Raw genomic sequence first — 26,583 nt, 5'->3', positions numbered from 1 at the left:
CGGGGACCCCGTATGACGAGCACCACCGCCACGGCCCAGGCCGAGGACCCGCACTTCTACCCCGGCCTCGAGGGGGTCATCGCCTTCGAGAGCGAGATCGCCGAGCCCGACAAGGAGGGTGGCGCGCTGCGCTACCGCGGGGTCGACATCAACGACCTCGTCGGCACGGTGTCCTTCGGCCAGGTGTGGGGGCTGCTCGTCGACGGCGAGCTCGACCCGGGCCTGCCGCCCGCCGAGCCGTTCCCGCTCCCGGTGCACACCGGCGACATCCGCGTCGACGTCCAGTCGGCCATCGCGCAGCTCGCGACGGTCTGGGGCTTCAAGCCGCTCCTCGACATCGACGACGCCCAGGCCCGCGACGACCTCGCCCGCGCCTCCGTCATGGCCATCTCGTTCATCGGGCAGTCGGCCCACGGCCAGGGCAGCCCGATGGTCCCCCAGTCCGAGGTCGACAAGGGCCGCACCATCCCCGAGCGGTTCATGATCCGCTGGCGCGGCGAGCCCGACCCCAAGCACGTCGAGGCCATCGACGCCTACTTCATCTCCGCGGCCGAGCACGGCGTCAACGCCTCGACCTTCACCGCGCGCGTCATCGCCTCCACCGGTGCCGACGTCGCGGCCTGCCTCTCCGGCGCCATCGGCGCGCTCTCCGGTCCCCTGCACGGCGGCGCCCCGAGCCGCGCGCAGCACATGATCGAGGGCGTCGAGCAGATGGGCGACGCCACGAAGTACGTCAAGGGCGTCTTCGACCGCAAGGAGCGCCTCATGGGCTTCGGGCACCGGGTCTACCGGGCCTACGACCCGCGCGCGGCCGTCCTGCGCGACACCTGCAAGCGGCTCGGCGCGCCCCGCTACGAGGTCGCCCTCGAGCTCGAGAAGGCGGCCATCGCCGAGCTCGCCGAGCGCTACCCGAACCGCAAGATGGAGACCAACGTCGACTTCTGGGCCGCGGTCCTCCTCGACTTCGCCGAGGTGCCGGGCGACATGATGACGCCGCTGTTCGTCGCCGCCCGCACCGCCGGCTGGTCGGCGCACGTCCTCGAGCAGAAGCGCACCGGCCGGCTCATCCGCCCGAGCTCGCGCTACGTCGGCCCCGGCCCGCGCCCGCTCTCCGAGGTCCAGGGGTACCGCGCGCACGACTGACGCCGCGCGCCGTCCCCGGTCGCGGGTGCCCCGCACCGGACGTACGCTCGCCGGGCAGGCCGACCACGTGCGCCGGCCCCGGTCCCGGGAGGTCCCGTGCCCCGTCCCCGCCGCCTGTCCCCGCCGGCCCTCGTCGCCGCCCTCGTCGCGGCCGCGGCGGTGACGACGGCCGGGCCCGCCACCCCGGCGAGCGCCGCCCCGACCGTCCAGGTGACGACGGTCGTCAGTGGCCTGAGCAACCCGTGGGACCTCACGTGGGTCGGCGGGCTCATGCTCTACGACCTGCGCGCCGGCACGGTGTGGAGCAAGCGCGGGTCGGCCGCGCCCCGGCAGGTGAGCATCAGCGGGTTCCCGTCGATCTTCGCGCAGAGCGAGGGCGGCCTGCTCGGGATGGTCGCCGACCCCGCTGCGGCGAGCAACAACCGCTTCTACACCTGCCAGGCCGTGCGTGACGGCTCCGGCAACCCCCTCGACGTCCGCGTCCTGCGCTGGCGCCTCACGAGCGACACGACGGCGACCTCCGACGGCGCCCCCGTCGTCACCGGGCTGCCCCTGAGCAGCGGCCGGCACTCCGGCTGCCGGCTGCGCTTCGGGGCCGACGGGAAGCTCTACGTCGGCACCGGCGACGCCGCGGTCGGGACCAACCCGCAGGACCTCGGCTCGCTCGGCGGCAAGGTGCTGCGGGTCAACCCGGACGGCACCATCCCGTCCGACAACCCCTTCGTCGCCCGCGGGGGCAACGCGCGCTACGTGTGGACCTACGGCCACCGCAACGTCCAGGGCCTGGCCCTGCGGCCCGGCACGAGCGAGCTCTGGTCGGCCGAGCACGGCACGAGCCGCGACGACGAGGTGAACCACCTCGTCAAGGGCGCCAACTACGGCTGGGACCCGGTGCCCGGGTACGACGAGTCGCGCCCGATGACCGACCTCACGAAGTTCCCGTCGGCCCGCACGGCGATGTGGTCCTCGGGCAACCCGACGGTCGCGACGAGCGGTGCCGCGTTCCTCACCTCGCCCGCGTGGGGCGCCTGGCGGGGTGCGCTGGCCGTCGCCCTGCTCAAGGACGAGGGCATCTCGCTCATGCGGATGGACCCGACGCCCGGCCCGAGCCGGGTCGTCGAGGTCGTGCCGCTGGCGCAGGCCGAGGGCTTCGGGCGGATCCGCGCGGTGACCGAGGGGCCGGACGGCGCCCTGTGGTTCACGACGTCCAACGGCACCGCCGACCGGATCGTGCGCGTCGCCCCCACCGCCGTGCCGCCGACCCTCGCCGGCGGACGCCTCGTCTCCCCCGCCGGGGTGACGATCGCCCGCACGGGCTCGGAGGTCGGCATCTTCTACCGCAGCACGGGCGACGCGGTGCTGCTGCGCCGCAGCACCGACGACGGCGCCTCGTGGGCGGGCGCCGCGTCGACCGGCGTCACCTCGAGCGACGCCCCGTCGGCGACCTCCTCGCGCGCCGGCCGCCTCGACCTCGTGACACGCACGGCAGCGGGCGGGGTCCGGTACTCGTGGTTCACGGGCGGGAGGCGGGCGGGGTCCACCGACCTCGGCGGCGGGGTCGTCACCCAGCACGTCGTCTCCCTCGGCGACGGCACCCTCGACGTCTTCGCCCTCTCCCCGGCCGGTCACGTCAACCGCCGTCACTTCGACGGCACCGGCTGGGGCGCGTGGACCTACATCGGCGGGACTTTCACCTCGGGCCTGTCCGCGGCGGCCGACCCTGCGCGTGGCGTGGTCACCGTCACCGGTCGCAGCAGCTCCGGGACGACCCTCGAGCGCGAGTTCTCGCGCACCGCGGCCCTCGGGTCGTGGACGGCCCGGTCCGACGGGCTCTCGGGCTGGTCCGACCGGGCGCTCGGTGACGTCCAGCCGGGCCAGCAGCGGCTCGCGGTCGGGGTCGCGGCCGACGGGGCGGTCGTCGTGCAGCGCGGTGCCGTGCCCGTCGCGACCCCGGCGCGGTGGACCTCCGCCGGCGACATCGTGTCCCGTCCCGACGGCAGCTACCTCCTCGCCGGGCGCAGCCTCAGCGGAGCCCTGTCGCTGACCTACGGCGGCGGCCCCTCGGGCTACGCGAGCCGGTGGCTGGGCGGCACCGTGCGCTGACCCGGGCGCCGGTCCCCGCGCCGGCCCGGCGACCACTCACTGGACCCGCTGCCCACCATGTGGGCAGCGTCGGTGAGGATGGGATCCCGACCGCCCCCGACCACGGAGACCCACGTGAGCGACGCCCCCATCACCATCCCCGCCGACCTGCTGCCCGGTGACGGTCGGTTCGGCTCCGGACCCTCCAAGGTCCGTCCGGCACAGGTCGAGGCGCTGAGCGCCATCGGCCGCACCGTCCTCGGCACCTCGCACCGGCAGGCGCCGGTCAAGAACCTCGTCAAGGCGGTGCGCGAGGGGCTCGCGACCTTCTTCGACCTGCCCGAGGGCTACGAGGTCGTCCTCGGCAACGGCGGGTCCACGGCGTTCTGGGACATCGCCGCCTTCGGCCTGGTCCGCGACCGCGCCCAGCACCTGGCCTTCGGCGAGTTCTCGAGCAAGTTCGGCTCGGTCACGAAGAAGGCGCCCTTCCTCGGCGACCCGACGATCATCACGAGCGAGCCGGGCAGCCGCCCCGAGCCCGTCGCCGAGGCCGGCGTCGACACCTACGCCTGGGCGCACAACGAGACCTCCACCGGCGTCATGGCCCCGGTCCGGCGGGTCGAGGGCGCCGACGACGACGCGCTCCTCCTCGTCGACGCCACCTCGGGCGCGGGCGGCCTGCCGGTCGACGTCTCGCAGGCCGACGTCTACTACTTCGCCCCGCAGAAGTCCTTCGCCTCGGACGGCGGGCTCTGGATCGGCCTCTTCTCCCCCGCGGCCCTCGCGCGGGTCGACGAGATCGCCGCGTCCGGCCGCTGGGTCCCCGACTTCTTCAGCCTGCCGACCGCGATCGACAACTCCCGCAAGGACCAGACGTACAACACCCCGGCCGTCGCGACCCTCGCGATGCTCGCGAACCAGGTCGAGTGGCTCAACGGCAACGGCGGCCTCGACTGGGCCGCCTCCCGCACCGCCGACTCCAGCGGCCGGCTGTACGACTGGGCCGAGCGCACGTCCTACACGACGCCCTACGTCAAGGACCCCGAGCACCGCAGCCACGTCGTCGCCACCATCGACTTCGACGACTCCGTCGATGCCTCCGCCGTCGCCAAGACGTTGCGCGCCAACGGGATCGTCGACGTCGAGCCGTACCGCAAGCTAGGCCGCAACCAGCTGCGCGTCGCCTGCTTCCCGGCCGTCGAGCCCGACGACGTGTCGGCCCTCATCTCCTCGGTCGAGCACGTCGTCGAGCACCTGGCCTGAGGGTTCTCCCCGACTTCGTGGGGCCCCGTCCGCCCGACACGCCGTGAATCCGGCGCGTCGGCGGATGCCACCCCACAAGGTCGGGGACGAGCCGGGGGAGGGCGGGGCCGCCGCGACCGCGCCCGTGGCCGCCGGGGGCGCGCGTCAGCGCACGACGGCGTAGACGACGGCCACGACGACGAGGAGGGCCAGCACGCCGAGGGTCATCCGCCGCCGGAAGAGCGGGGTCACCGCGCCGGCTCCGGGACGGGCACCGGCGCGGAGCCGCGCTCGGCCGGGACGGTCGTCACGCTGACCCGCGGACGACGCTGCGACTCGTAGCTCACGCGCACATTCTCCGCCCGGGCCAGCCAGACCGACACCGCGACGAGCGTCAGCCCCACCGCGAGCGCACCGACCCCGATGGTCCAGCGCGGCCCGAACTGCTCGGAGATCCACCCGATCATCGGGGCACCGGCCGGGGTCCCGCCCATGAAGATCGCCATGTAGAGGGCCATCACCCGGCCGCGCATCTCCGGGGCCACCCGGGTCTGCACCATCGCGTTCGCGGTGGTCAGCGCGGTGAGCGCGGTGAGCCCGACCGGCACGAGGGCCGCCGCGAACACCCAGTAGGAGGGAGCCGCCGCAGCGGCCGCGGCCGACACGGTGAAGCCGACGAGGGCCAGCAGCAGCACCCGCAGCCGCGGCTCCTTCCGCCGCGCCGAGAGCAGCGCGGCGGTGAGCGACCCGACGGCCATGATCGAGCCGAGCAGCCCGAACTCGCCGGCGCCCTTGTCGAAGACCTTCGTCGCCATGAGCGCCATCGTGATCTGGAAGTTCATCCCGAAGGTGCCGAGCACGAAGACGAGGAGCATGACGAGCTGGATGTCGCGGCGGTGCCGCACGTACGCGAACCCCTCGCGGATGCCCCCGCGCCCCTTGGCCCGGCTCGGCGAGCGGAGCTCGGAGGTCGTGAGCATGGCCAGCGCGGCGAGCACGAAGACGAAGGTCAGCGTGTTGAGCAGGAGGGCCTGCCCGGTGCCCCACCACGCGATGACGAGCCCGGCGAGCCCCGGCCCGATGAGCCGGCCGGCGTTGAACGACGCCGAGTTGAGCGCGACGGCGTTGGTCAGCTTCTCGGGCGGCACCATCTCGGAGACGAAGACCTGGCGCGCCGGGTTGTCGATGGCCGTCGTCACGCCCTGGAAGAGCGCGATGGCGTAGACGTGCCACAGCTGCGCGGTGCCGGTGACGGCGAGGACGCCGAGCACGAGGCTGGTCAGCGCGAGCAGGCTCTGGGTGACGAGGAGGATCCGCCGGCGCGAGAACCGGTCGGCGATGAGCCCGCTCCACGGCGCGAGGAGCAGGAAGGGCAGGAACTGCAGCCCGGTGACGACGCCGAGCGCGGTCGCGGAGCCGGCGGTGAGCACGGTGAGGACGAGCCAGTCCTGGCCGACCCGGCCGATCCAGGTGCCGACGTTGGAGACGAAGCCGCCGAGGAACCAGAGCCGGTAGTTGCGGACCTCGAGCGAGGTGAAGGTGGGGCTCACTCGGCGGCCACCCGTTCGAGCAGGGCGGTGGCCTCGACGAGGAGGGCGCGCTCGGCGTCGGTGAGGTGCTCGAGGCGCGTCGCCAGCCACTGGTCGCGGCGCCGCCGCGTCTCCTTGACCTTGCGGCGCCCCTCCGCCGTGAGCGAGAGGATGACCTGCCGGCCGTCGGTCGGGTCGTCGGCGCGCGCCACGAGCCCGGCCTCGACGAGCCCGCTGACCGTCCGGCTCATGCTCGGGGCCGAGACCCGCTCGATGTCCGCGACCTCCTTCGGGGTCCGCGGACCGTCCTCGAGGCGCACGAGGACCGAGAACTGGTGCGGGGCGAGGTCCACCGTGCTCTCGAAGCGCACCCGACGGGAGATCCGCATGCAGACGACGCGCAGGTCGCTCGTCAGGCGGTCCTTCTGGGTGCGGGTCATCGTGGGGGCGGGTGCGGGCACGGGGGTCTCCAGCGGTGGTCGTCATCGGTAGTTAGCACAACTCATTACCGTGGCTAACTATTCCACACCGCCGCCGGCCGTGCCGCCGTGTCCACCGCAACGCGACGACGCCCGACCCCGTCGAGGACGGGAGCGGGCGTCGCGGGGCGGGAGGCGTCAGCCGGAGACGACCTCGGTGATCGGCTCGATGAAGAAGTAGACGACGAAGAGCAGGGCGGTGACCCACATCATCGGGTGGATCTCGCGCACCTTCCCGCGGACGAGCTTGATGACGACGTAGGCGACGAAGCCCGCGCCGATGCCCACCGTGATCGAGTAGGTGAACGGCATGAGGATGATCGTGAGGAACGCCGGGATGGCGATCTCGAGGTCGTCCCAGGCGATCTCCTTGACCTGCTGCATCATGAGGAACCCGACGAGCACGAGCGCCGGGACGGCCGCCTCGTTGGGGATGATCTTCACGAGCGGCGCGAAGACCACGGCGACGAGGAACAGCACGCCGGTGACCACCGAGGCGAGCCCGGTGCGGGCCCCCTCGCCGACACCCGACGCGGACTCGATGTACGACGTGTTCGACGAGACACCCGCAGCACCACCGGCCGCCGCGGCGACCGAGTCGACGACGAGGATCCGCGACGTGTTCGGCGGGTTGCCCTCCTCGTCGAGCAGCCCGGCCTCGGCGCCGATGGCCGTCATCGTGCCCATCGTGTCGAAGAAGTCGGCGAGCATCAGCGTGAAGATCAGCAGCACCGCGGCGACGACACCGACCCGCTCGAAGGACCCGAAGAGGCTGAACTCGCCGAGGGTGCCGAAGCTGATCGGGTCGACCTGGTCCGGCCAGGCCGGCACGTTGAGGTTCCAGCCGAGCGGGTTGACGACGTTGTTGCCGGCCTCGTCGACCCCGGTGACGGTCGGCCCGACCTTGGCGATCGCCTCGACGACGAACGCGACGACGGTCATCGTGACGATCGAGATGATGATGGCGCCCTTCACCTTCTTGACCCAGAGGGCCACGATGAGGAGCACGCCGAGCGCGAAGACGAGCGTCGGCCACCCGGCGAGCTGCCCGCCGATGCCGAGCTCGACCGGCACCGGGCCGGCGCCGGTGCGCCGCACGAAGCCGGCGTCGACGAGCCCGATGAGCGCGATGAACAGCCCGATGCCCACCGAGATGGCGACCTTGAGCTGGGCGGGCACCGCGTGGAACACCGCCTGCCGGAAGCCGGTGAGCACGAGGACGAGGATGATGACGCCCTCGAGCACGACGAGGCCCATCGCGTCGGCCCACGTCATCTTGCTCGCGATCGCGTACGCGACGAAGGCGTTGAGCCCCAGCCCCGTGGCGAGGGCGAGCGGGTAGTTGGCGACGACCCCCATGAGGATGGTCAGCACGCCGGCGACGAGCGCGGTGCCGGCCGCGATCGCGGCGAGGTTCGGGGCGTCGCCGCCGCCGAGGAACTTGCCGTCGGCGTCCTTGACGAAGCCGAGGATCAGCGGGTTCAGCACGACGATGTAGGCCATCGTGAAGAACGTGGCGAACCCGCCGCGGACCTCCCGGCCCACGGTCGAGCCGCGTTCGTGGATGTGGAAGTAGCGCTCGAGGAAGCCCCCGGGCGCGCGCCCGGTGTCGTCGGCGGTCGTCGTGGTCTCGGCCATGGCGTGCAGGCTAGTGGCGCGGGCGGGCGCGTGGGTTTCGGGGGTGTGACGGCGAGACGCCGGGCCGCGCGGGCGGGTCGTTACGCTGGCGCCGTGACCGACCAGACCCCCCGCCCGGCCCGCTCCCTCGGCGCGTCCGCCCCGGTGGACCCGCCGAACCTGCCGACCCGCACCGTGGTCCTCGTCGGTACGGGTCTCTGGGCGCTGGCGCTGGTGATCACCCTCGCCGTCCCCGCCCTGCACCAGGGCGAGCGGTCGTGGTGGCCGTGGGCGTGCGTCAGCGGCCTGGCCCTCGGGGCCTTCGCCGGGTGGTACGTGCGCCGGGGGAAGGGCAACGCCGCCGGGGCCTGACGCCCGCGAGGCGGGCCGCCGCGTCAGGTGGGGTCGAGCTCGAAGTCGTCGAGGATCGGCGGCGAGACCCGCTCGGGGGCCGGTGCCTCGAGGTCGACCTCCGAGTGCGCGCCGCACCCGTGGTCGAGGCTGACGACCCGGCCGTCCGACGGCGACCACGCGTTGGCGCAGACGCCGAACACCGAGCGCAGCGCACCGGCCATCGGGACGAGGAAGCCGCACGACGAGCAGGGCATCGGGGCCTTGGTGGCGACCGGGGCCGACGGGCCGTTCTCGCCGTCGTACCAGCGCTGCGCGGCGACGTCGCGGCCCTCGGCCGAGAGCACGCGCGGGCGGCCGAGGCCGAGCTCCCAGAGCGCGACGGCGTCGACGTCCTCGTCGCCGGTGGCCTCGAAGCCGGGCTCGAGCAGCGGGTCGTCCTCGACGAACGGCGTGACGTCGCCGGGGCCGAGGTCGCCGGGCGCGAGCCGGGCGGCGTACGGCACCCACTCGGGCGAGAGCAGCGCGCCGTCGCCCGGGACGAGGTTCGCCTCGCAGACCGTCACGGCCTTCGAGCGCGCGACGCGCGACACCGACACCGCCCAGCGCCAGCCGCGGTAGGCCGGTGCGGTGCACGCGAAGTAGTGCGTCGCGAGCCGCTCCTCGACCATCTCCATCCCGAGGTGCTCGCCGACGGCGTCGCCCTCGGCGACCGCCAGCGCGGCCTCGCGGGCCGGCTCGACGGCCCCGCGCAGGGTGCTGTCGGGCTTGACGGCGGTGGCGGCGGGCATCAGAGCTCGAGGTCGGCGGCGACGGCGTGCAGCACCTGGGCCACCTTGTTGCCGTGCGCCTTGTCGGGGTAGTGGCCGCGGCGCAGGGACTCGGAGACGTCGTCGAGGAGCTTGATGACGTCCTCGACGATGACGACCATCTCGTCGGCCGGCTTGCGGTCGCGGACCCGGCGGTTGGTGGCGACCGAGGGGGCGGGGTCGAGGAGGCGCACGGAGAGGGCCTGGGCGCCGCGGCGGCCCTCGGCGACGTCGAACTCGATCCGCTGGCCACCCTTGAGGCCGGTGACCCCGGCGGGCAGCGCGGAGGCGGGGACGAAGACGTCGCCCTCCCCGGAGTCCCCGGACACGAAACCGAAGCCCTTCTCGGCGTCGAAGAACTTCACCTTGCCAGTCGGCACGGTCCACCTCACCCATCACTCATCGACGGCACCCGGTGCGGGCACCACCGCCAAGGCTAACCGGTGCGGCGGACCCGGCGCTGCCCGGTTCCGGCGGCCCGCGAAGCCCGCCGGAAACCCCGTCGAGCGGCGTCGGTGGGTCGTGGCACGGTTGGCCCCGTGCCCGAGACCACCGAGAACCCGCCGAGCACCGACGCCGACCGGGCGGCGGGCGCCGACGCCACCGACCTGACGCTGCGCGGCTTCTGGGCGGCCCTGCCCCCGGCGGGCCGCTGGCTGCTCTCGACGACGGCGATCTCCACGCTCGGGCGGGGGATGACGCTGCCCTTCACGGTCATCTACATCCACGAGGTCCGCGGCATCGACCTCGACGTCGCCGGCCTGCTCATGGGGCTCATCGCGGTCGTCGCCGTGCTCGTCACGGCGCCGGTGGGCATCCTCACCGACCGGCTGGGCGCCCGCCCCGTCGTCATCGCCGGCCTGCTCGCCCAGGTGCTCGGCGCGGTCGTCATCGCCTTCGCCACCACCGTGCCGGCCTTCGTCGTCGCGGTCTCGCTGCTCGGGGTGAGCTTCGGCATCGGCTGGCCGGCGTTCAACGCGATGATCGCGAGCATCGTCGACGGCCGGCTGCGCACGCAGTACTTCGGAATCAACTTCGCGCTCGTCAACCTCGGCATCGGCCTCGGCGGCGTGGTCAGCGGCTTCCTCGCCGACGTGTCGCGGCCCGGCACCTTCAGCGCGATCTTCCTCGTCGACGCGGTGTGCGTCCTCGTGCCCATCGCGCTGCTCCTCGGGCCGCTGCGCCGGGTCGCCGGCCGCCCGGCACCGCCGGAGGAGGGAGCGGGCGAGGGCTCGGGCTACCTCGCGATCCTCCGGCGCCCCGCCGTCCTGTGGATCACGGCGCTCACGTTCCTCTCGAGCTTCGTCGGCTACGGGCAGATGGAGGCCGGGTTCCCCGCGTTCGCCCGGCAGGTCAGCGAGGTCTCGACCCGCACCATCGGGTTCGCCTTCGCCGCGAACACCGCCGTCATCGTCCTCATGCAGTTCCTCGTGCTCCGGCGCATCGACGGCCGCCGGCGCACCCGGGTCTTCCTCGGGCTCGTCGTCCTCTGGGCCCTCGCCTGGGCGCTGCTCGGGTCCACCGGGCTCGTCGCGGGCACGCTCGCGGCGGCCGCGGGGGTCATCGTCTTCCACGTCTTCTTCGGCCTCGGCGAGACGCTGCTCCAGCCCACCGTGCCGGCCATCGTCAACGACCTCGCGAGCGACCACGACCGCGGCCGCTACAACGCGGTGTCGGCGAGCGCCTTCCAGGTCGGCGCCATCACGGCACCTGTGGCGGCCGGATGGCTCCTCGACCGCCGCCTCGGCGGGGTGTTCGTCGTCGTGATCCTCGTCGGGCTGGCGCTCGTGGCCGTGCTCGCCCTGGCCCTCGAGCGCGAGATCACCCCCGAGGTCAACGGGGTCCTCGAGCCCTGAGGGGCGGTCAGCCCACGACGTTGAGCCGCGTGGCCTTCATCCCGTCCTTCGCGGCGACGACCCGCACCTGCGCCCCCACCTTCAGCGGCAGGCCGATGCGCGACGAGGCGTAGCCGGCCGAGAGGTCGTAGGTGCCCTCGAAGCCGTCGGAGCTCTGGACGGTGATGCTCTTGTCGGCTGCGTAGGCCGTGACCTCCCCGACCTGCACCACCATGACGACCGGGCTGCCGGTCGCGGTCGTCGTGAACTCGCCGTGGAGGACGTCGTCGAGGCCGGTCACGCCGTCCATCATCCCGCCCGCGGTGCCCCGCTGGCGACCCTGGCCCTGGCCCTGGCCGTCGGTGCCGTTCGGCAGCCCGTCGCGGTCGCGCATCATCGGGCCGCCCTGCATCGGACCGTTCGCGTCGGGTCCGCGGCGGCCGTCGGTGCCCTGCCGGCCGTCGAGGCCCGGCCCCCGGCCGGAGCCGTCGGAGCGGGCGAACCCACGGACCTCGTCGCCGCGGTGGCCGCCGACGAGGGCCGCCCCGAGACCGATGACGGCGACGACGAGCAGCGTGGCGAGCACCGCCGCGGCGCCGAGCGCCACGCGGCCACCGGTCGACGAGGTCGCCTCGGTCCACGAGCGCCGCACCGCGCCCGGCGGCCCGGCCGGCGGGTGCGGAGGCGGCCACCCCGGGGCCGGGCCCGCGGGCGGACCGGGCGCCGTCGCGGTCCAGGCCGGCTGCTCGGGGGGCGCCGGGGCGGCCGCGACCGGCTCGGCCGGGGCGGCGTCGGCCGGCGGCTGGGCCGCGGTGGGCGCGGGGTCGATCGGCTGGGTGGGCTCGGGGACGTCGTCGCCCTGCTCGGGCCCGGTCGGACGGTTCGCCATGGCGCCATCATCCGCTCACCGTCGGCGTCCGGGCAGCGGACCGGGACGAACTCACACCGAACTCACAGCCGCACCCGGGGCGTCCTGCCCGGTCGCGGTGCTGCGCGGTCAGCCGCCGGTCAGCGCCCTGACGACGCGCGAGGGCGAGGGACGCCCGAGCCGGCCGGCCATCCACGCGGAGGTCTCGACGAGGGCGTCGAGGTCGATGCCCGTCTCGACGCCGGCACCGTCGAGGGTCCACACGAGGTCCTCGGTGGCGAGGTTTCCGGTCGCCGACTTCGCGTACGGGCAGCCGCCCAGGCCGCCGGCGGAGGCGTCGACGACGGTGACGCCGTCGCGCAGCGCGGCCAGCGTGTTGGCGAGGGCCTGCCCGTAGGTGTCGTGGAAGTGCACCCCGACCCGCTCCGGCCCGATGCCGCCCGCCCCGAGGGCGTCGAGCAGCCGGTGGACGTGGCCGACCGTGCCCACCCCGATCGTGTCCCCGAGCGAGAGCTGGTCGCAGCCGAGGTCCATGAGCCGGCGGCAGACGTCGACGACCTGCGCCACGGGCACCGGCCCCTCCCACGGGTCGCCGAAGCACATCGACACGTACGCCCGCACCCAGAGCCCCTCGGCCCGGGCCCGCTCGACGACGGGGGCGAACATCGCCACCGACTCCTCGACCGTGCGGTTGAGGTTCTTGCGCGCGAAGGTCTCGGTGGCGCTGCCGAAGATCGCGACGGCGCCCACCCCGGCGGCCAGGGCCCGGTCCAGGCCCCGCACGTTGGGCACGAGCACCGGGCGGCGCGGCCCGAGCCCGTCGTCGCCGAGCAGCCCGAGGACCTCCTCGGCGTCGGCGAGCTGCGGCACCCAGCGCGGGTCGACGAAGGAGGTCGTCTCGACCGTGCCGAGCCCGGCGGCGGCCAGCCGGCGCACGAACTCGGCCTTGTCGGCGGCCGGCACGACGGCGGACTCGTTCTGGAGGCCGTCGCGCGGACCCACCTCGTACACGGTGACCCGGGACGGGAGCGAGGGGTCGGCCTCGACCTGCGGCAGCGCACGGCTCATCCCCCGATCCTGACACGGGCGGCGGACCCCGGCGATCGCGCCCGGCGGTGCGGGCCGGGCGCTACCCTCGTGCGCGGCGGCCGGTCGAGGCCGGCGACCGACACCGAGGGGACCCACCACCGTGAGCACGAGCGACGACGAGTTCCGCGACCCCACGGCGCCGCCGCCCCTCCCCGAGGACCCCGCCGACGACACCGCCGACCCCGCCGACACCGCTCCCGCGGACGACCCGGGGCCCGCCCCCACCCCGGCCGCCGACGACACCCAGGTCGTCGACCCGAGCGCGACGCAGGCCTTCGAGTCGCCCTCCGGCGGCTACGAGGCGCCGAGCTACTCGCAGCCGACCTACGCGACCCCCAGCTACGAGCAGCCGAGCTACGACCGGCCGGCCTACGGCGCCCCCGCCGACGGCCCGCCCACCCCGCCCGGCCCGGCCCCGGCCCCGCCGCCGTGGGGCGCGCCGACCGGTGGGTACACCCCACCGCCGGCCGACCCCTCCCCCTACGGCGCGTACCCGCCCCAGACCCCGCCGCCGGGTCCCGGCCCGGCGGGCCAGGCGCCGTACGCCGCCCCGGGGCCGTACCCGTACGCCGGTGCGCCATCGGTCTACGGCGTCCCGCAGCGCAACACCGGTGCGCTCGTCCTCACGATCCTCTCGGGCGTCGCCGTCCTCTTCTGCTGCGGCGTCCTGAACATCCCCTCGCTCGTCCTCGGCATCATCGGACTGACCAAGCAGGACAGCGACCCCGAGGGCTCGCGCCGGATGACCCGCGCCGGCTGGATCGCCTTCGCCGTCGGCATCGGCATCACCGTGCTGGCCTTCATCGGGCTCATCGCGTGGGGCATCGCCACCGACAGCTCGTCCTCCTCCTACGACTACGAGTACGACGGCAACAGCTACTGACCGGGCGGGTCCGGGGCGAAACACCCAGTCGACGTCCAGCCGACTCTCAGGAACGGCCCCGAGACTGGGAGTCGTGACCGCCACCCAGCCCCCCGAGGCCCGGCTCCTCGTCGTCGAGGACGAGCCGAACATCCGCGAGCTCCTCGCGACCTCGCTGCGCTACGCCGGGTTCGACGTCGCGACGGCGGCGAGCGGCTCGGAGGCCCTGCGCGTCGCGGACGACCACCAGCCCGACCTCTGCGTCCTCGACGTCATGCTCCCCGACATGGACGGCTTCACCGTCACCCGCCGGCTGCGCGACCAGGGCCGGCAGCTGCCGATCGTCTTCGTCACCGCCCGCGACTCGGTCGACGACAAGATCAAGGGCCTCACCGTCGGGGGCGACGACTACGTGACGAAGCCGTTCAGCCTCGAGGAGGTCGTCGCCCGCATCCGCGCCGTCCTCCGGCGCACCCGCGGGGACCTCGAGGAGGACCGCCCCGTGCTGCGGTTCGAGGACCTCGAGCTCGACGAGGACAGCCACGAGGTCCGGCGCGGCACCCGCGTCATCGAGACCAGCCCCACCGAGTTCAAGCTCCTGCGCTACCTCATGCTCAACCCCAACCGGGTGCTGTCCAAGGCGCAGATCCTCGACCACGTGTGGGACTACGACTTCCGCGGCGAGTCCGGCATCGTCGAGTCCTACATCTCCTACCTGCGCCGCAAGATCGACGTCGAGGGCACGCCCTCGCTCATCCACACCAAGCGCGGCGTCGGGTACGTCCTGCGGCTGCCCCCGCAGGCCTGATGGCACCGCCGTCCCGGCCGGTCGCCCGGGTCGTCACCCGGCTCGAGGCGGTGCCGCTGCGCACCCGCCTGCTGCTCATCGTCGGCGTCCTCGTCGGCGCGGCCCTGCTCTCGACGAGCCTCATCACGGCCTACCTCCTCAAGAGCGACCTCGACGACCGCGTCGACTCCGAGCTGCGCAGCGTGCTCCAGCCGGTCGCCACCCAGGCCCTGTCGGACCTGCGGCGCGGCGACGCCGACGTGCTGCCCACGAGCTACGCCGTCGTCCTCCAGAGCGGCGACCAGCAGGCGGTCCCGAAGCTCCCGACGGGCTCGTCCGTCTCACCGGCCGTCCCGCTCCTCGACGCCGACGACCCGCGCGTCACCGACCAGGAGCCGTTCACCGTCGGGTCGCAGGAGAGCCGGCTGCGCTGGCGCTTCATCGCGGCGCGGGTCAGCGGCACCGACGCCGTCGTCGCCGTCGGGGTGCCGCTGGAGCCGGTGTCGCACACCGTGACCCGGCTGCTCGTGTCCACCGCACTGCTCGGCACGGTGGCCCTCGTCCTCTCCCTCGTCCTCGGCCACTTCGCGGTGCGCCGGGCGTTCCGGCCGCTGCGCCGCATCGAGGACACCGCGGCCGCCATCGCCGAGGGCGACCTCACCCAGCGCGTCCCGGTGCGCCAGGCCGACGACGAGGTCACCTCGCTCTCGCGCAGCCTCAACGTGATGCTCAGCCAGGTCGAGTCCTCGTTCGCGGTGCGCGAGGCCAGCGAGGACCGGATGCGCCAGTTCGTCGCCGACGCCTCCCACGAGCTGCGCACCCCGCTGGCCACCGTCCGCGGGTACGCCGAGCTGTACCGCCAGGGCGCGGTCCGCGACCCCGAGGCCGTCGGATCGGCGATGGCCCGCATCGAGGCCGAGTCCGGACGGATGGGCGAGCTCGTCGAGGACCTGCTCACCCTCGCCCGCCTCGACGAGGAGCCCGAGGTCGAGCACACCGACGTCGACCTCACCGTCCTCGCCGCCGACGCGGTGGCCGACGCACGCGCCCGGGCGCCCGAGCGGCGCATCTCCCTCGTCGGCCTGACCGGCGGCGTCGAGCCCACGGTCGTCCGCGGCTCGGAGGCCCGGCTGCGTCAGGTCGTCACCAACCTCGTGGCGAACGCGTTGCGGCACACCCCGACCGGCACGCCCGTCGAGGTCGTCGTCGGCCACGAGGGCGACGAGTCGGTGCTGCAGGTGCGCGACCACGGACCCGGCGTACCGCCCGACATCGCGACGAAGGTCTTCGAGCGCTTCTTCCGCGTCGACCCCTCGCGCGGTCGCGGCCAGGGCGGCGGCACGGGGCTGGGCCTGGCCATCGTCGCGGCCATCGTGGCCGGCCACCGGGGTCGCGTCGGCGTCGCCGAGACCCCCGGCGGGGGCGCGACCTTCGTCGTCCGGTTCGCACAGCGGACTCCCAGCCGCTGACCAGCCCGCGCCCACCTCGGGGGCGTTGGGTGGGGTGCAGTCGAGCAGAAGGAGACCACCGGCGATGAGCGACCAGCAGCCCCCCACCCCGGACCGGTCCGGCCAGCAGTGGCCGACCCCCCAGTGGTACACGCCCCACGGCGGAACGACGACCACCCCCCGTCCGACGGGCGAGGCCGCGCCGACCGCCCCGGTGCCGCAGGCACCGTTCCCCCAGAACGCCCCGTCCGGTCCGATGGCCCCTCCCCCTCCGTCGGGGCCGTACGGACCGTCGGGGCCGTCCGGTGCCCCGGGCACCCCCTCCCGGGGCACCGGACGTCGCCGCACGGCGGAGCTCACCGCCGTCGCGGTCCTCGCCGCCCTCCTGTCCACGGGCGGCACGGTGGCCGCGACCCGGCTGTGGGACGACACGCAGTCCCCTTCCTCTGCGTCGTCCTCCACGCAGCTGGGTCGCGGCACCGACACCGGGCCGGTGACCCAGGCCGACGCCTCGGCGCCGAACTGGACGGCCACGGCCGCCGCGGTCTCCCCGAGCGTCGTCGCGATCACCGCGCAGCTCGCCCAGGGCACGGCGCAGGGCTCCGGCGTCATCATCGACGGCTCCGGTCACGTCGTGACGAACAACCACGTCGTCAGCGGCGCGCAGAAGCTCCAGGTGACCCTCGCCGACGGCCGCACCTACTCCGCACAGGTCCGGGGCACCGACCCCTCGACCGACCTCGCGGTCATCACCATCGACAAGGCCCCCTCCGAGCTCACGCCGGTCGCGATGGGCGACTCCGAGGCACTGAAGGTCGGTGACCCGGTCATGGCCGTCGGCAACCCGCTCGGGCTCGCCGGCACCGTGACGACGGGCATCGTCAGCGCCCTCAACCGCCCGGTGACCACCCAGGCCGAGGACGACTCGCAGCAGCAGCAGGACCCGTTCAACGGCGGGTTCCAGCAGCAGCAGTCCTCCGCCGAACCGGTCGTCACCAACGCCATCCAGACCTCGGCGGCGATCAACCCCGGCAACAGCGGCGGCGCGCTCGTCGACTCCTCGGGCCGGCTCGTCGGCATCAACTCCTCGATCGCCTCGCTCGGGGCGTCCTCCGGCGGGCAGTCGGGGTCGATCGGCATCGGCTTCGCCATCCCCGTCGCGGAGGTGCAGTCGATCGCCAAGCAGCTCATCGACACCGGGACGGCCCAGCACGCCTACCTCGGCGTGACCCCGCAGAACGGCACCGCCTCCGACGGCTCGGCGACCCGCGCCGGTGCCGAGGTGACGTCGGTGGGTGCCGGGACGCCCGCGGCGAAGGCCGGTCTCCAGAAGGGCGACGTCATCGTCGCGGTGAACGGCGACCCGGTCGACTCCGCGGAGTCGCTCGTCGGCTACGTCCGCGAGCAGACCGTGGGCAGCCCCGTGAAGCTGACGGTCCTGCGCGGCGGCAAGAGCATCGAGGTCGACGCGACCCTCGTCGCGCGCGACACCAGCGGCGGCTGACCGCCGCGGCCCCACGGGGCGCCTGAGGACGGGATGAGTCCCCGTACTCAGGCGCCCCGTCCGTGCGCCCGGCAGGGTTCTCGCCATGACCCAGCGGGATGACGTGGCGCGCCTCGAGCGCGAGTTCGCCGACGCGATGCAGCGGATGTACTCCGTCGGCAACGGGCTGGCCCGGATGCGGGCCGAGCTCGAGCGTGGCGCCGTCACCCCGATGGCGGGCACCACGCCCGCGGCGGCCGTGCGGCCCTCCACCGCACGGGTCCCGTCCGCGGGGCCCGCGGCACCCCCGCAGCCGGCCGGGCAGCCGGCGGCGGGGGTGCCGGTCGTGGTCGGGGCGGTTCCGCAGGGAGGTGCCACCCCGGCCACCGCGTGGGCCGGGTCGGTCCGGGGAGGGACCGGCCCGGTTCCCACCGGCGGTGGGATCGGTGGGCTGCTGCCCGCCGAACCGACGCCGCCCTGGTACCGGCGCGAGGGCGCGGTGACCCGCGTCCTCGCCGTCTCCGGTGCCGTCGTAACCCTCTCGGGGGTCGCGATGCTCCTCGTCCTCGCGGTCCGGCACGGCTGGTTCGGGCCGGGCGCGAGGGTCACGGCCGGTGCGTTCCTCGCGGCGGTGCTCGGCGGCCTCGGCGTGCGTGGAGGGGCGCACGAGCGGGGCCTGGGTTCTCCCGTGGGGAGCGCGCCGGTGGCCCTCGTCGCGACCGGCGCCGCCGCCGCCTACCTCGACGTCGTCGCCGTCACCGCGTACTACGGGTGGATCCCGCCGGTGCTCGGGCTCGTGCTGTGCACGGCCGTCGCCGTCGCCGGCCTGGCCGTCGCCCGGCGCTGGCGCAGCGAGCTGCTCGCCGTCCTCATGGTCGCCGGGGCCGGGGCCCTCTCGCCGGTCGTCGCCGGTGAGGCGGGCTGGCTCCTCTCGGCGGTGCTCGGCGTGCTGGCCGTCGCGGGCTGGTGGGCCGGGGGCGACCGGAGCGTGCCGCTGCTCACCGTCAGCCGCTCGCTGCCCGTCTCCGTCTCGCTGCTCGCCGGTGCCGGTCTCGCCACCGGGCGCGACGGACGGGTCGCGCTGCTCGTCGTCGCCCTCGTCGTGCTGCTCGCCACCCTCGCCACCTCCGCCGTCTCGGTGCGCCGCGACGGCGGTGACGTCGCCTCGAGCGCCGCGCTGGCCCTCGTCCTCGTCGGCGCCCTCGCGGTCGACACCGCGCAGGGCGGCACGCTCGCCACCGTCGCGCACGTCGCGGTCGCCGGTGTCCTGCTGCTCGGGGCGACGGTGCTCGGCCGCAGCCCGGTCGGGCCGGTGGCCCCGCACCTCGTCGTCACCGCAGGGGTCGGCGGGGCCGTCTCCGCCGTGCTCGCGGTGGTCTCCGGCGCGCCCGACGGCTTCGTCGGCACCGGCCTGCTGCTCCTCGCCCTCGCCCACCTCGCGGTCGCCGGCGTCACCCGGTCGCGGATCTCGCTGGGCATCGGCTCCGGCGTCGCCGCCCTCGCCCTCCTCGCCTGGGTCCAGCACCCCTTCGCCGTCGTCTCCGTCGACCTCGCGTCGCGGCACGACCTGCCCGTGGCCTTCGTCGACAGCGTCCTCGCCGGTGGTGTCGTCGCGCTCGCGTGGTGGGCCACGGCCAGCGTCCGGGGCGTCCCGACCGAGGTGCGCCTGGTGGCGCAGGTCATCGCCTGGGTGGTCGGGCTGGCTTCCACCGCAACGGCTCTCGTCAGCGCCGGCACGCTCGCGGGCGAGCGGTTCGCCGCCCCGGAGCTCGGCTTCACCGCCGGTCACGCAGTCGCCACGGTGACGTGGATGGCCGCCGCAGCGGCCCTGCTGCTGCACTCCCTCGACCGTCCGGGCGACTCCGACCTCGCGCTGCGCAGCGGGCTGCTCCTCAGCGCGGTCGCCGTCGCCAAGCTCTTCCTCTTCGACCTCGCCGCCCTCGACGGCGTGCTCCGCTCGGTGGCCTTCATCGCCACGGGGCTCCTGCTCCTCGCGACGGGCAGCCGGTACGCGCGGGCCTGGGAGCGCAGCCGCCCCGGAACCTGAGAGGCGGCAGGTGACGCCGGGACCGTCCTCTGCCACAGTGGGCCGGGTGCACGCGCTGCAGGGTCGCTGGCTCACCGACGGTGGCCCGGCCCTGCCCGGGGCCGGACGCGAGGCCCTCGCGGCCGTCGGCGCCGACCTCGTCGGCCGGTGGGGCGAGCCGCACCGGCACTACCACGACCTCCGCCACCTCGCCGAGGTCCTCGCCGCCGTCGACACCCTGGCCCGGGCCGGCCGGCTGCGCCCGCTCGACCGCGCGACGGCACTGCTCGCGGCCTGGTTCCACGACGCGGTCTACGCGGTCGGGGTGGCGGACGACAACGAGCGGCGCAGCGCCGCGCTCGCGGCCCGCGCGCTCGGGCCGCTCGGGCCGGCCGAGGGGGTCGTCGACCGCGTCGTCACCCTCGTCCTCGACACCGAGGCGCACGAGATCGGCGACGAGGTCGTCGACCCGGCCCGACCGGTGCTGCACGACGCCGACCTGTGGGTCCTCGCGGCGCCCGTCGAGCGGTTCGACGAGTACTGCCGGCAGGTGCGGGCCGAGTACGAGCACGTCCCGGCCGCCATGTACGCCCGGGCCCGCACGGACGTGCTGCGCCCGTTCCTCGTCCGCCCGCACGTCTACCGCACGGCGCACGCCCGTCGGGTGTGGGAGCCCGCCGCGCGGGAGAACCTCGCGCGCGAGCTCACCAGGCTGGCGGGCTGAGCACCCTCTCGACGAGCGGCCACCAGAAGGTGGTGCCGCACAACCGCTCCAGCTCGTCGCGGGTGACCCAGCGGCGGTCGGAGGTGTCGTCGTGGGCGGAGGTCAGCGCGGGCCGGGTGGTGGCGAGGTGCACCTCGAACAGCTGGAGCAGGTCGTGGCCGTCGCTCCACGGACCCCGGCCCTCGACCGGCCGGAACCGCTCGTAGCCCACCGGCTGCAGCGCGGGCCCGTCGAGGACGAGCCCCGTCTCCTCCTCGACCTCGCGGACCGCGTTCTCGCGCACCGACTCCCCCGGCTCCCGGCCGCCCCCCGGGGCACCCCACTCGTCGCGCCACACCGACCGGACGACCGCCAGGTCGCCGGCGGCGTCGTGGACGAGCACGAGGGCGGCGAAGACCCGCTCCGGGTCGGCGTCCCGCGCGGACGCGATGAGGTCGACGTCGACGACCAGGCCGTCGGGCAGGTGCACGCCCCGCACCCGGGCCACGCCCTTGTCGCCACGGCGCTTCTGCATCCGCAGGCCGCTCGCGACCAGTCGGCGGAGCAGGTCGCGCGCAGGGACGGGCTCGGCGCCGGCGGCCACGACGGCGCCGTAGCGCTCCTCGGGCACGTCGTAGTGGTCGCCCTCGAACCCGCGGGCGGGGATGCCGCAGCCGCGCGCGAACGCGTGCAGCTCGTCGAGGTCGGTGTCGCTGACGAGGTGGGACCACCGTCGCCCGTGCGCCTCGGCGCGCGGCGGGTCGATGAGGATGGCCACGCCGCGATCGTACGGTCCACCCGCCCCTCGGCCGGCCCCGCGCGCTGCCTCCCGGCGACAGCACACCCGAACCCTGCGGTGATGCGCAGGGCGGCACGTGCGCCGCCCCCTGCATCACCACGTCGAGGGACACCGTGGATCGGACCGATGAGTTCGGCGAGCGCGGACGGTCTCTCCTGCGACGTCCACCGACGAGAGGCTGCGACACCCATGCCCGCTGACATGCCCGACGCCCGACCCGCCGACGATGCCGCGCCGGGGCCCGCGCGCACCGACCGGACGGTCACGATCACCCCGCTCCTCGTGGCGGACCTCCTCGTCGAGGGCGAGCGGATGCCCGTCCACGCCCACCTCGTCGAGCACCCGGAGGGGCGCGTCCTCGTCGACACGGGCCTGACGCAGTCGCACCCGCTGGCCGCCGACCTCGACCCCCGGCCGTACCCCCTCAGCGGCCACGACCTCGACCTCACGACGATCGACGCCGTCGTCAACACCCATCTCCACTTCGACCACTGCGGCGGCAACATCCTGTTCCCCGGCACGCCGATCCACGTGCAGCGCACCGAGGTCGAGGACGCCCTGACCGAGGACGGCTACACGGTCCGCGAGTGGGTGCAGGCGCCCGGTCTGACGTACGTCCCGGTCGACGGCGAGCTCGAGCTGCTCCCCGGGCTCCGCCTCGTCCCGACCCCCGGTCACACCCGCGGCTCCCAGGTGGTCGTGGTCGACGACGGCGAGCAGCGGACCGTCATCGGGGGCGACGTCGCGGTGTGGTTCGGCGAGCTCGAGGAGGCCGCCACGGAGGGCCTGCGCACGGTGCACGCCCTCGACCCCGACCTGGTGTGGCTCGCCCACGAGCACGAGCCGTGGCGGGCCCGACGCGGCTGACCCGTCGGGCTCCCGCGTCGGCGGCGGCCCTCAGGCGGGGAACACGCCGCTGGAGAGGTACCGGTCGCCGCGGTCGCAGACGACGAAGACGATCGTCGCGCCCTCGACCTCCTCGGCCACCCGCAGGGCGGTCCAGCAGGCGCCGGCCGCGGACGGACCCCCGAAGATGCCCTCCTCGCGGGCCAGCCGGCGGGCCATCTCCTCGGCGTCGGCCTGGCTGACCTCCACGGTGCGGTCGACCGCCGACGGGTCGAAGATGCTCGGCACGTACTCCGGCGGCCAGGCGCGGATGCCGGGGATCTTCGAGCCCTCCGCGGGCTGCGCCCCGACGATCTCGACGGCGGGGTTGCGTGCCTTGAGGAACCGCGAGACGCCGGTGATCGTGCCGGTGGTGCCCATCGCGGACACGAAGTGCGTGATGCGTCCGTCGGTCTGGCGCCACAGCTCCGGGCCGGTCCCCTCCTCGTGGGCGCGCGGGTTGTCGGGGTTGCCGAACTGGTCGAGGACCCGGCCGCGGCCCTCCTGCTCCATCCGGGTCACGACGTCGCGGGCCTCCTCCATCCCACCGGCCGCGGGGGTGAGTACCAGCTCGGCGCCGAAGGCCCGCATCGTCTGCGCCCGCTCGACGGAGGCGTCCTCGGGCATGACGATGACGAGCGGGTAGCCACTGATCGCCGCCGCCATCGCGAGGCCGATGCCGGTGTTGCCGGACGTGGCCTCGAGCAGGGTGTCGCCGGGGGCGATCTCGCCGCGCGCCTCGGCGCCGCGGATCATGCCGATGGCCGGCCGGTCCTTGACCGAACCGGCCGGGTTGTTGCCCTCGAGCTTGGCGAGCAGCACGTTGCCCCGCCGTTCGTTCTCCGGCCCGGGGAGCCGCTGCAGACGCACCAGCGGGGTGTCACCGATGACGTCCTCCATCGTGGGGTACGCCGGAGGGATGCTCACCCGCCGGAGTCTACGGTCGCCGTCGGGGCGCCCCGGTGGCCGCTCCAGGGGGGCTGTGGAAAACCCCGCGGGCGACCACGGCATCAGGCCTAGCGTGCTCGGGTGAGGTCGGCCGCCGGGGCCGGCCACGACGAGGGGAAGGCACCCATGGCCGCTCAGTTCCAGGTCGACACCGACCGCATCGCCGCGGCGTCCGGCGACGTCGCCCGTATCTCCGCCGAGATCGAGGGCCAGGTCGGCGTGATGTCGGCCCGCCTCACCGGGCTCCAGGACGCGTGGACCGGGTCCGCGTCGGCCCAGTTCCAGGGCGTCGTCGAGCAGTGGCGCGCCACCCAGCAGCAGGTGCGCGAGTCCCTCGACTCCATCGGCCGGGTCCTCGGGGCCGCCGGGGTCCAGTACGCCGAGACCGAGGCCCAGGCGGTGCGCATGTTCTCGTGAACCCCGCCCGTCGCGCCGGTCGGGTCAGGGCTCGGTGAGGTCGAGCTTCAGCCCGGCGTGGGTGTACCGCCAGCCGAGCCGCTCGTAGAAGCGGTGGGCGTCGGCGCGGCGCAGGTCCGTCGTCAGCTGCGCGAGCACCGCTCCGCGCCGGCGGCCGTGCTCGGCGGCCCAGCCGAGCAGGGCGGCCCCGAGCCCGGAGCCGCGCAGGGGTGCCGCCACGCGCACGGCCTCCACCTGCATCCGGGTCGCGCCCCCGCGCGACAGCCCGCGGATGAAGGTCAGCTGGAGGGTCGCCACCACCGCGCCCGCCTCGTCACGCGCGACGACGAGCAGCTGCTGGGGGTCGGCGTCGAGGGCCGCGAAGGCCGAGAGGTAGGGCTCGAGCTCCTCCGCCGGTCCCTCGCGCCCGGCGCCGAGCACGTCGTCGCGCAGCAGGGCGACGACGGCCGGGACGTCCTCGGCGCGGGCGCGGTCCACGACGACGCCCCGCCCGTCGAGCGGCAGGGCGTACGGCAGGTCGGTCCCGGCGTCCGGGTCGTGGCCCTGCCCGGGGTCCGGGTCGCAGGCCCGGTCGGGCGCGGGGTCGGGCGTGCTCACGACGCCCGACCGTACCCGCCGCACGTCACTCGGTGGCGATCGCCCGCAGGACGTCGAGCCGGGCCGCGCGGCGTCCGGGCCAGAGGGCGGCGAGGACGCCGACGAGCGCCGCGACCCCGACGAAGCCCGCGAGCTGGAGCCACGGGATCGACAGCACGTCGATCCCGTCGTCGGCGAGCGAGCGCTGGAGGGCCACGGCGAAGGCCAGGCCGAGCACGACGCCGAGCACCGCCCCGAGCACCGCGATGGCCACGGACTCCAGGCGCAGCATCGTCCGCAGCTGGCGCCGGCTGAGGCCGACGGCGCGCAGCAGCCCGATCTCGCGCACGCGCTCGACGACCGAGAGGGCGAGGGTGTTGACGATGCCGAGCACGGCGATGACCACCGCGAGCCCGAGGAGGGCGTAGACGATGAAGAGCAGCTGGTCGATCGGCTCGCGCTGCTCGGCCGCGAACTCGGCCTGGTCGGCGACCCCCACGGTCGGCAGGTCGGCCACGGCCGCGTCGAGCGCGCGCTTGAGCGCCGGCCGGTCCGCGCCGGGGGCGGCGACGACGAACGCCGACCGATCGGTGGGCGGCACCCCGAGGGCCTCGAAGGCGCCGAGCGACATCGTCACGTCGCCCTGCAGCACGGCGTCCGGCTCGTAGGTGGCCACGACCCGGCCGGCCACCTCGGTGCCGGCGAACGTCGTCGTCACCGCGTCGCCGACCCGCAGCCCGAGCTCGCGGGCGTGCGTCGTCGAGAGGGCGACGTCGCCGTCACCGAGCGCCTCGAGCGAACCGGCCGTGACGTCCGGTCGGGCCACCCGCACGACGCCCGCCGGGTCGATGCCGGTGGCGAACTCGCGGTCGCCGGCCAGCTCGACCCGCGCCGCCCGGGTCCGCACGACCTCGGCGACCCCGGGCACGGCGGCGACGGCGTCGGTGATCGCCGCCGAGAAGCCCTGGCCGACGACGCTCGACACGACGTAGTCGGCGACGATGTCCTCGGCGAGCGACTTGTCGAGGCTGGCCTTCGCCGACGCCCCGAGCACCGACATCAGGGTGACGAGCGAGACGCCGATCATCAGGGCCGAGGCGGTCGCCCCGGTGCGCCGCGGGTTGCGGCGGGAGTTCTGCTCGGCCATCCGGCCCACCGCGCCGAAGGTCCGCCGGTAGGTCGCCCCGAGGAGCCCGAGCACCGGCCGGCCGAGCACCGGGCTGAGCAGCGCCGTGCCGACGAGGACCCCGAAGGCCCCGACGCCGAGCACGTACGTGGGCTCGCTCCCCCAGCCGGCGAGGCCCGCGGCCATCGCCGCGACCCCGGCGACGAGCAGGACCGACCCGACGAGCACCCGCCAGCGCATCCCACTTTCGGCGAGGACGACGTCGTCGCGCATCGCCGCGACCGGCGGCACCCGGCCGGCGCGGCGGGCCGGCAGGTACGCCGAGACGACGGTGACGAGGACCCCGACGGCGACGGCCACCGCCACCGTCCGCCCCTGGAGCACGAGCGGCGTCGACCCGAGGTCGAGGCCGACCCGGCCGAACGCCGCCCGGATGCCGACGGCCAGCACGAGCCCGAGCCCGACCCCGAGGGCCGATCCGACGAGCCCGACCAGCCCGGCCTCGACGAGCACCGACCGGGCGACCTGCCGGCGGCTGGCCCCGATGGCCCGCAGCAGCGCGAGCTCGCGGCTGCGCTGCGCGACGAGGATCGAGAAGGTGTTGACGATGAGGAAGGCACCGACGGTGAGGGCCACCCCGGCGAAGACGAGGAGGAAGGTCGTGACGAACGACAGCGCCTCGTCGATGCGGGTCGCCGCGCGGGCCGAGGTCGCGTCGCCGGTGTCGGCGCGGTAGCCCTCGGGCAGCGCCGCCTGCACCGAGCGCAGCAGCTGGTCCTGGCTCGTGCCGGGCGCAGCGGTGACCCACACCGTGGACCATCCGGTGCCGCCCTCGAGGAAGAGCTGCTGCGCCTGGCGCGGGTCGAACATCACGACGCTCGCGCCGACGAGCGAGCTGCCCCCGAACTCGGCCGTCCCGACGAGCGTCGCCTCGACCCGCGGCTGGGCGCCGGCGGTGAGCAGCGGGACGGTGTCGCCGAGGAGGTACCCGGAGCGCTTCGCGCTGTTGACGTCGAGGACCACCTCGCCGGAGCGCGCCGGGAACCGGCCGCGCTCGATGGTCGCCGACGGGATGCCGTTGGCGGCGGGGCCGGCGCTGTAGGAGACCGCGATCCCCGGCGGGCCGCCGCCCCCGACGAGCTTGCCGGCCTTGTCGACGACGAAGGTGCCGAAGGCGGTGACGCGGCCGTCGGCGCGGGCCGCGCCGGGGACGCCGGCCAGCGTGCCGACGAGGTCGTCGGGGACGGTCCGCACGGCCTGGGCCCCGAGCGGCCCACCCCCGCCGCTGTCCTCGGCGCTGCCCGGCCGGACGATGACGTCGCCGACCGCGCCGCTCGTCAGGCCGGTGAAGGCCCGGTCGAGGGTGTCGGTGAAGACGTAGGAGCCGGCGACGAAGGCGACCCCGAGGACGACCGCGACGCCGCTGAGCAGCAGCCGCACCTTGTGCGCGAGGATGCCGCGCAGCGTCGCGCGCAGCAC

Annotated in this window: 24 protein-coding genes; 13 read left to right on the top strand and 11 right to left on the bottom strand. The window is 75.0% G+C overall.

The window, feature by feature from the left end:
* Window positions 1-12: 12 nt before the first annotated feature.
* The 3 genes from JQN70_RS17765 to serC all read left to right on the top strand — a co-directional run bounded on the left by JQN70_RS17765 (window position 13) and on the right by serC (window position 4,488).
* Window positions 13-1,143: a citrate synthase 2 gene (locus tag JQN70_RS17765; protein WP_204132706.1), complete on the top strand. Its 1,131-nt coding sequence runs from the start codon at window positions 13-15 to the stop codon at window positions 1,141-1,143.
* A 96-nt stretch (window positions 1,144-1,239) separates the two neighbouring features.
* Window positions 1,240-3,246, top strand: a complete 2,007-nt coding sequence (locus JQN70_RS17760; protein ID WP_204132705.1) for a PQQ-dependent sugar dehydrogenase — start codon at window positions 1,240-1,242, stop codon at window positions 3,244-3,246.
* Between the two features lie 114 nt (window positions 3,247-3,360).
* Entirely contained in the window at window positions 3,361-4,488 is a 1,128-nt protein-coding gene (serC, locus tag JQN70_RS17755; RefSeq protein WP_204132704.1) for a phosphoserine transaminase, read from the top strand.
* Between the two features lie 227 nt (window positions 4,489-4,715).
* Here the strand turns inward: serC and JQN70_RS17750 are convergent, their stop codons facing one another.
* From JQN70_RS17750 to JQN70_RS17740, 3 genes are all read right to left on the bottom strand, one after another.
* Window positions 4,716-6,017 carry an MFS transporter gene (locus JQN70_RS17750; protein WP_204132703.1) on the bottom strand — a complete coding sequence of 434 codons (1,302 nt, stop codon included), beginning with the start codon at window positions 6,015-6,017 and terminating at the stop codon, window positions 4,716-4,718.
* Entirely contained in the window at window positions 6,014-6,457 is a 444-nt protein-coding gene (locus tag JQN70_RS17745; RefSeq protein ID WP_307836063.1) for a MarR family winged helix-turn-helix transcriptional regulator, read from the bottom strand. Before JQN70_RS17745 ends, JQN70_RS17750 begins: the two co-directional genes overlap by 4 nt.
* A gap of 156 nt (window positions 6,458-6,613) precedes the next feature.
* Window positions 6,614-8,113: an NCS2 family permease gene (locus tag JQN70_RS17740; protein ID WP_204132702.1), complete on the bottom strand. Its 1,500-nt coding sequence runs from the start codon at window positions 8,111-8,113 to the stop codon at window positions 6,614-6,616.
* Window positions 8,114-8,206: 93 nt separating this feature from the next.
* Between JQN70_RS17740 and JQN70_RS17735 the strand changes: the two genes are divergently transcribed.
* Window positions 8,207-8,464, top strand: coding sequence for a DUF2530 domain-containing protein (locus JQN70_RS17735; protein ID WP_307836062.1), 258 nt, complete (start codon window positions 8,207-8,209; stop codon window positions 8,462-8,464).
* 23 nt (window positions 8,465-8,487) lie between these two features.
* On the opposite strand, the gene JQN70_RS17730 is transcribed toward JQN70_RS17735, so the two are convergent.
* Window positions 8,488-9,234: a DUF3027 domain-containing protein gene (locus JQN70_RS17730; RefSeq protein WP_204132701.1), complete on the bottom strand. Its 747-nt coding sequence runs from the start codon at window positions 9,232-9,234 to the stop codon at window positions 8,488-8,490.
* Window positions 9,234-9,632 carry a cold-shock protein gene (locus tag JQN70_RS20695; RefSeq protein WP_204132724.1) on the bottom strand — a complete coding sequence of 133 codons (399 nt, stop codon included), beginning with the start codon at window positions 9,630-9,632 and terminating at the stop codon, window positions 9,234-9,236. Before JQN70_RS20695 ends, JQN70_RS17730 begins: the two co-directional genes overlap by 1 nt.
* Window positions 9,633-9,791: 159 nt before the next feature.
* Between JQN70_RS20695 and JQN70_RS17720 the strand changes: the two genes are divergently transcribed.
* Entirely contained in the window at window positions 9,792-11,108 is a 1,317-nt protein-coding gene (locus JQN70_RS17720) for an MFS transporter (RefSeq protein WP_307836061.1), read from the top strand.
* Window positions 11,109-11,115: 7 nt separating this feature from the next.
* On the opposite strand, the gene JQN70_RS17715 is transcribed toward JQN70_RS17720, so the two are convergent.
* Both JQN70_RS17715 and JQN70_RS17710 read right to left on the bottom strand, forming a co-directional pair.
* On the bottom strand, window positions 11,116-11,976 hold the full coding sequence (locus JQN70_RS17715) for a hypothetical protein (RefSeq protein ID WP_204132700.1): 861 nt from the start codon (window positions 11,974-11,976) through the stop codon (window positions 11,116-11,118).
* Window positions 11,977-12,084: 108 nt separating this feature from the next.
* The gene (locus JQN70_RS17710; RefSeq protein ID WP_204132699.1) at window positions 12,085-13,023 is read right to left on the bottom strand and encodes a hydroxymethylglutaryl-CoA lyase; all 939 of its coding nucleotides are present in this window, start codon (window positions 13,021-13,023) and stop codon (window positions 12,085-12,087) included.
* 121 nt (window positions 13,024-13,144) lie between these two features.
* Here JQN70_RS17710 and JQN70_RS17705 point away from each other — a divergent pair, with 121 nt between their 5' ends.
* From JQN70_RS17705 to JQN70_RS17680, 6 genes are all read left to right on the top strand, one after another.
* Window positions 13,145-13,927 (top strand): hypothetical protein, encoded by a 783-nt coding sequence (locus tag JQN70_RS17705; protein ID WP_204132698.1) that lies wholly within the window; start codon window positions 13,145-13,147, stop codon window positions 13,925-13,927.
* A 73-nt stretch (window positions 13,928-14,000) separates the two neighbouring features.
* Window positions 14,001-14,714 carry a response regulator transcription factor gene (locus tag JQN70_RS17700; RefSeq protein ID WP_204132697.1) on the top strand — a complete coding sequence of 238 codons (714 nt, stop codon included), beginning with the start codon at window positions 14,001-14,003 and terminating at the stop codon, window positions 14,712-14,714.
* The gene (locus tag JQN70_RS17695) at window positions 14,714-16,162 is read left to right on the top strand and encodes a sensor histidine kinase (protein ID WP_204132696.1); all 1,449 of its coding nucleotides are present in this window, start codon (window positions 14,714-14,716) and stop codon (window positions 16,160-16,162) included. The genes JQN70_RS17700 and JQN70_RS17695 overlap by 1 nt, the downstream gene beginning before the upstream one ends.
* 64 nt (window positions 16,163-16,226) lie before the next feature.
* A complete protein-coding gene (locus JQN70_RS17690) occupies window positions 16,227-17,645 on the top strand; it encodes a S1C family serine protease (protein ID WP_239111791.1) in 1,419 nt (472 codons plus the stop codon).
* 85 nt (window positions 17,646-17,730) lie between these two features.
* A complete protein-coding gene (locus JQN70_RS17685) occupies window positions 17,731-19,671 on the top strand; it encodes a DUF2339 domain-containing protein (protein ID WP_204132695.1) in 1,941 nt (646 codons plus the stop codon).
* Window positions 19,672-19,717: 46 nt separating this feature from the next.
* Entirely contained in the window at window positions 19,718-20,374 is a 657-nt protein-coding gene (locus JQN70_RS17680; RefSeq protein ID WP_204132694.1) for an HD domain-containing protein, read from the top strand.
* Here JQN70_RS17680 and JQN70_RS17675 read toward each other — a convergent pair.
* Window positions 20,355-21,131, bottom strand: a complete 777-nt coding sequence (locus JQN70_RS17675) for a DUF4031 domain-containing protein (RefSeq protein ID WP_204132693.1) — start codon at window positions 21,129-21,131, stop codon at window positions 20,355-20,357. The genes JQN70_RS17680 and JQN70_RS17675 overlap by 20 nt on opposite strands.
* 210 nt (window positions 21,132-21,341) lie before the next feature.
* Here JQN70_RS17675 and JQN70_RS17670 point away from each other — a divergent pair, with 210 nt between their 5' ends.
* Complete coding sequence (locus JQN70_RS17670; RefSeq protein ID WP_239111790.1) at window positions 21,342-22,019, top strand: MBL fold metallo-hydrolase; 678 nt, start codon at window positions 21,342-21,344, stop codon at window positions 22,017-22,019.
* A gap of 30 nt (window positions 22,020-22,049) precedes the next feature.
* Here JQN70_RS17670 and cysM read toward each other — a convergent pair whose 3' ends face one another.
* Window positions 22,050-22,964, bottom strand: a complete 915-nt coding sequence (gene cysM / locus JQN70_RS17665; protein ID WP_307836060.1) for a cysteine synthase CysM — start codon at window positions 22,962-22,964, stop codon at window positions 22,050-22,052.
* Window positions 22,965-23,066: 102 nt separating this feature from the next.
* On the opposite strand from cysM, the gene JQN70_RS17660 reads away from it, so the two are divergent.
* Window positions 23,067-23,402: a WXG100 family type VII secretion target gene (locus tag JQN70_RS17660; RefSeq protein ID WP_307836059.1), complete on the top strand. Its 336-nt coding sequence runs from the start codon at window positions 23,067-23,069 to the stop codon at window positions 23,400-23,402.
* Window positions 23,403-23,426: 24 nt separating this feature from the next.
* Here the strand turns inward: JQN70_RS17660 and JQN70_RS17655 are convergent, their stop codons facing one another.
* A complete protein-coding gene (locus tag JQN70_RS17655) occupies window positions 23,427-23,999 on the bottom strand; it encodes a GNAT family N-acetyltransferase (RefSeq protein ID WP_307836058.1) in 573 nt (190 codons plus the stop codon).
* A 25-nt stretch (window positions 24,000-24,024) separates the two neighbouring features.
* A complete protein-coding gene (locus JQN70_RS17650; RefSeq protein ID WP_204132692.1) occupies window positions 24,025-26,583 on the bottom strand; it encodes an ABC transporter permease in 2,559 nt (852 codons plus the stop codon).

Source organism: Phycicoccus sonneratiae (assembly GCF_016887965.1).
Lineage (GTDB): Bacteria > Actinomycetota > Actinomycetes > Actinomycetales > Dermatophilaceae > Phycicoccus > Phycicoccus sonneratiae.
Note: the sequence above shows the minus strand (reverse complement) of the source record. Positions and strands in the feature narration are given on the sequence as shown.

What these genes read in the sequence shown, in the direction of transcription:
- JQN70_RS17765 (WP_204132706.1), top strand. Translation starts at nt 13, where the DNA reads ATGACGAGCACCACCGCCACGGCCCAGGCCGAGGACCCGCACTTCTAC.
- JQN70_RS17740 (WP_204132702.1), bottom strand. Translation starts at nt 8,113, where the DNA reads ATGGCCGAGACCACGACGACCGCCGACGACACCGGGCGCGCGCCCGGG.
- JQN70_RS17730 (WP_204132701.1), bottom strand. Translation starts at nt 9,234, where the DNA reads ATGCCCGCCGCCACCGCCGTCAAGCCCGACAGCACCCTGCGCGGGGCC.
- JQN70_RS17715 (WP_204132700.1), bottom strand. Translation starts at nt 11,976, where the DNA reads ATGGCGAACCGTCCGACCGGGCCCGAGCAGGGCGACGACGTCCCCGAG.
- JQN70_RS17710 (WP_204132699.1), bottom strand. Translation starts at nt 13,023, where the DNA reads ATGAGCCGTGCGCTGCCGCAGGTCGAGGCCGACCCCTCGCTCCCGTCC.
- JQN70_RS17695 (WP_204132696.1), top strand. Translation starts at nt 14,714, where the DNA reads ATGGCACCGCCGTCCCGGCCGGTCGCCCGGGTCGTCACCCGGCTCGAG.
- JQN70_RS17690 (WP_239111791.1), top strand. Translation starts at nt 16,227, where the DNA reads ATGAGCGACCAGCAGCCCCCCACCCCGGACCGGTCCGGCCAGCAGTGG.
- JQN70_RS17685 (WP_204132695.1), top strand. Translation starts at nt 17,731, where the DNA reads ATGACCCAGCGGGATGACGTGGCGCGCCTCGAGCGCGAGTTCGCCGAC.
- JQN70_RS17670 (WP_239111790.1), top strand. Translation starts at nt 21,342, where the DNA reads ATGCCCGCTGACATGCCCGACGCCCGACCCGCCGACGATGCCGCGCCG.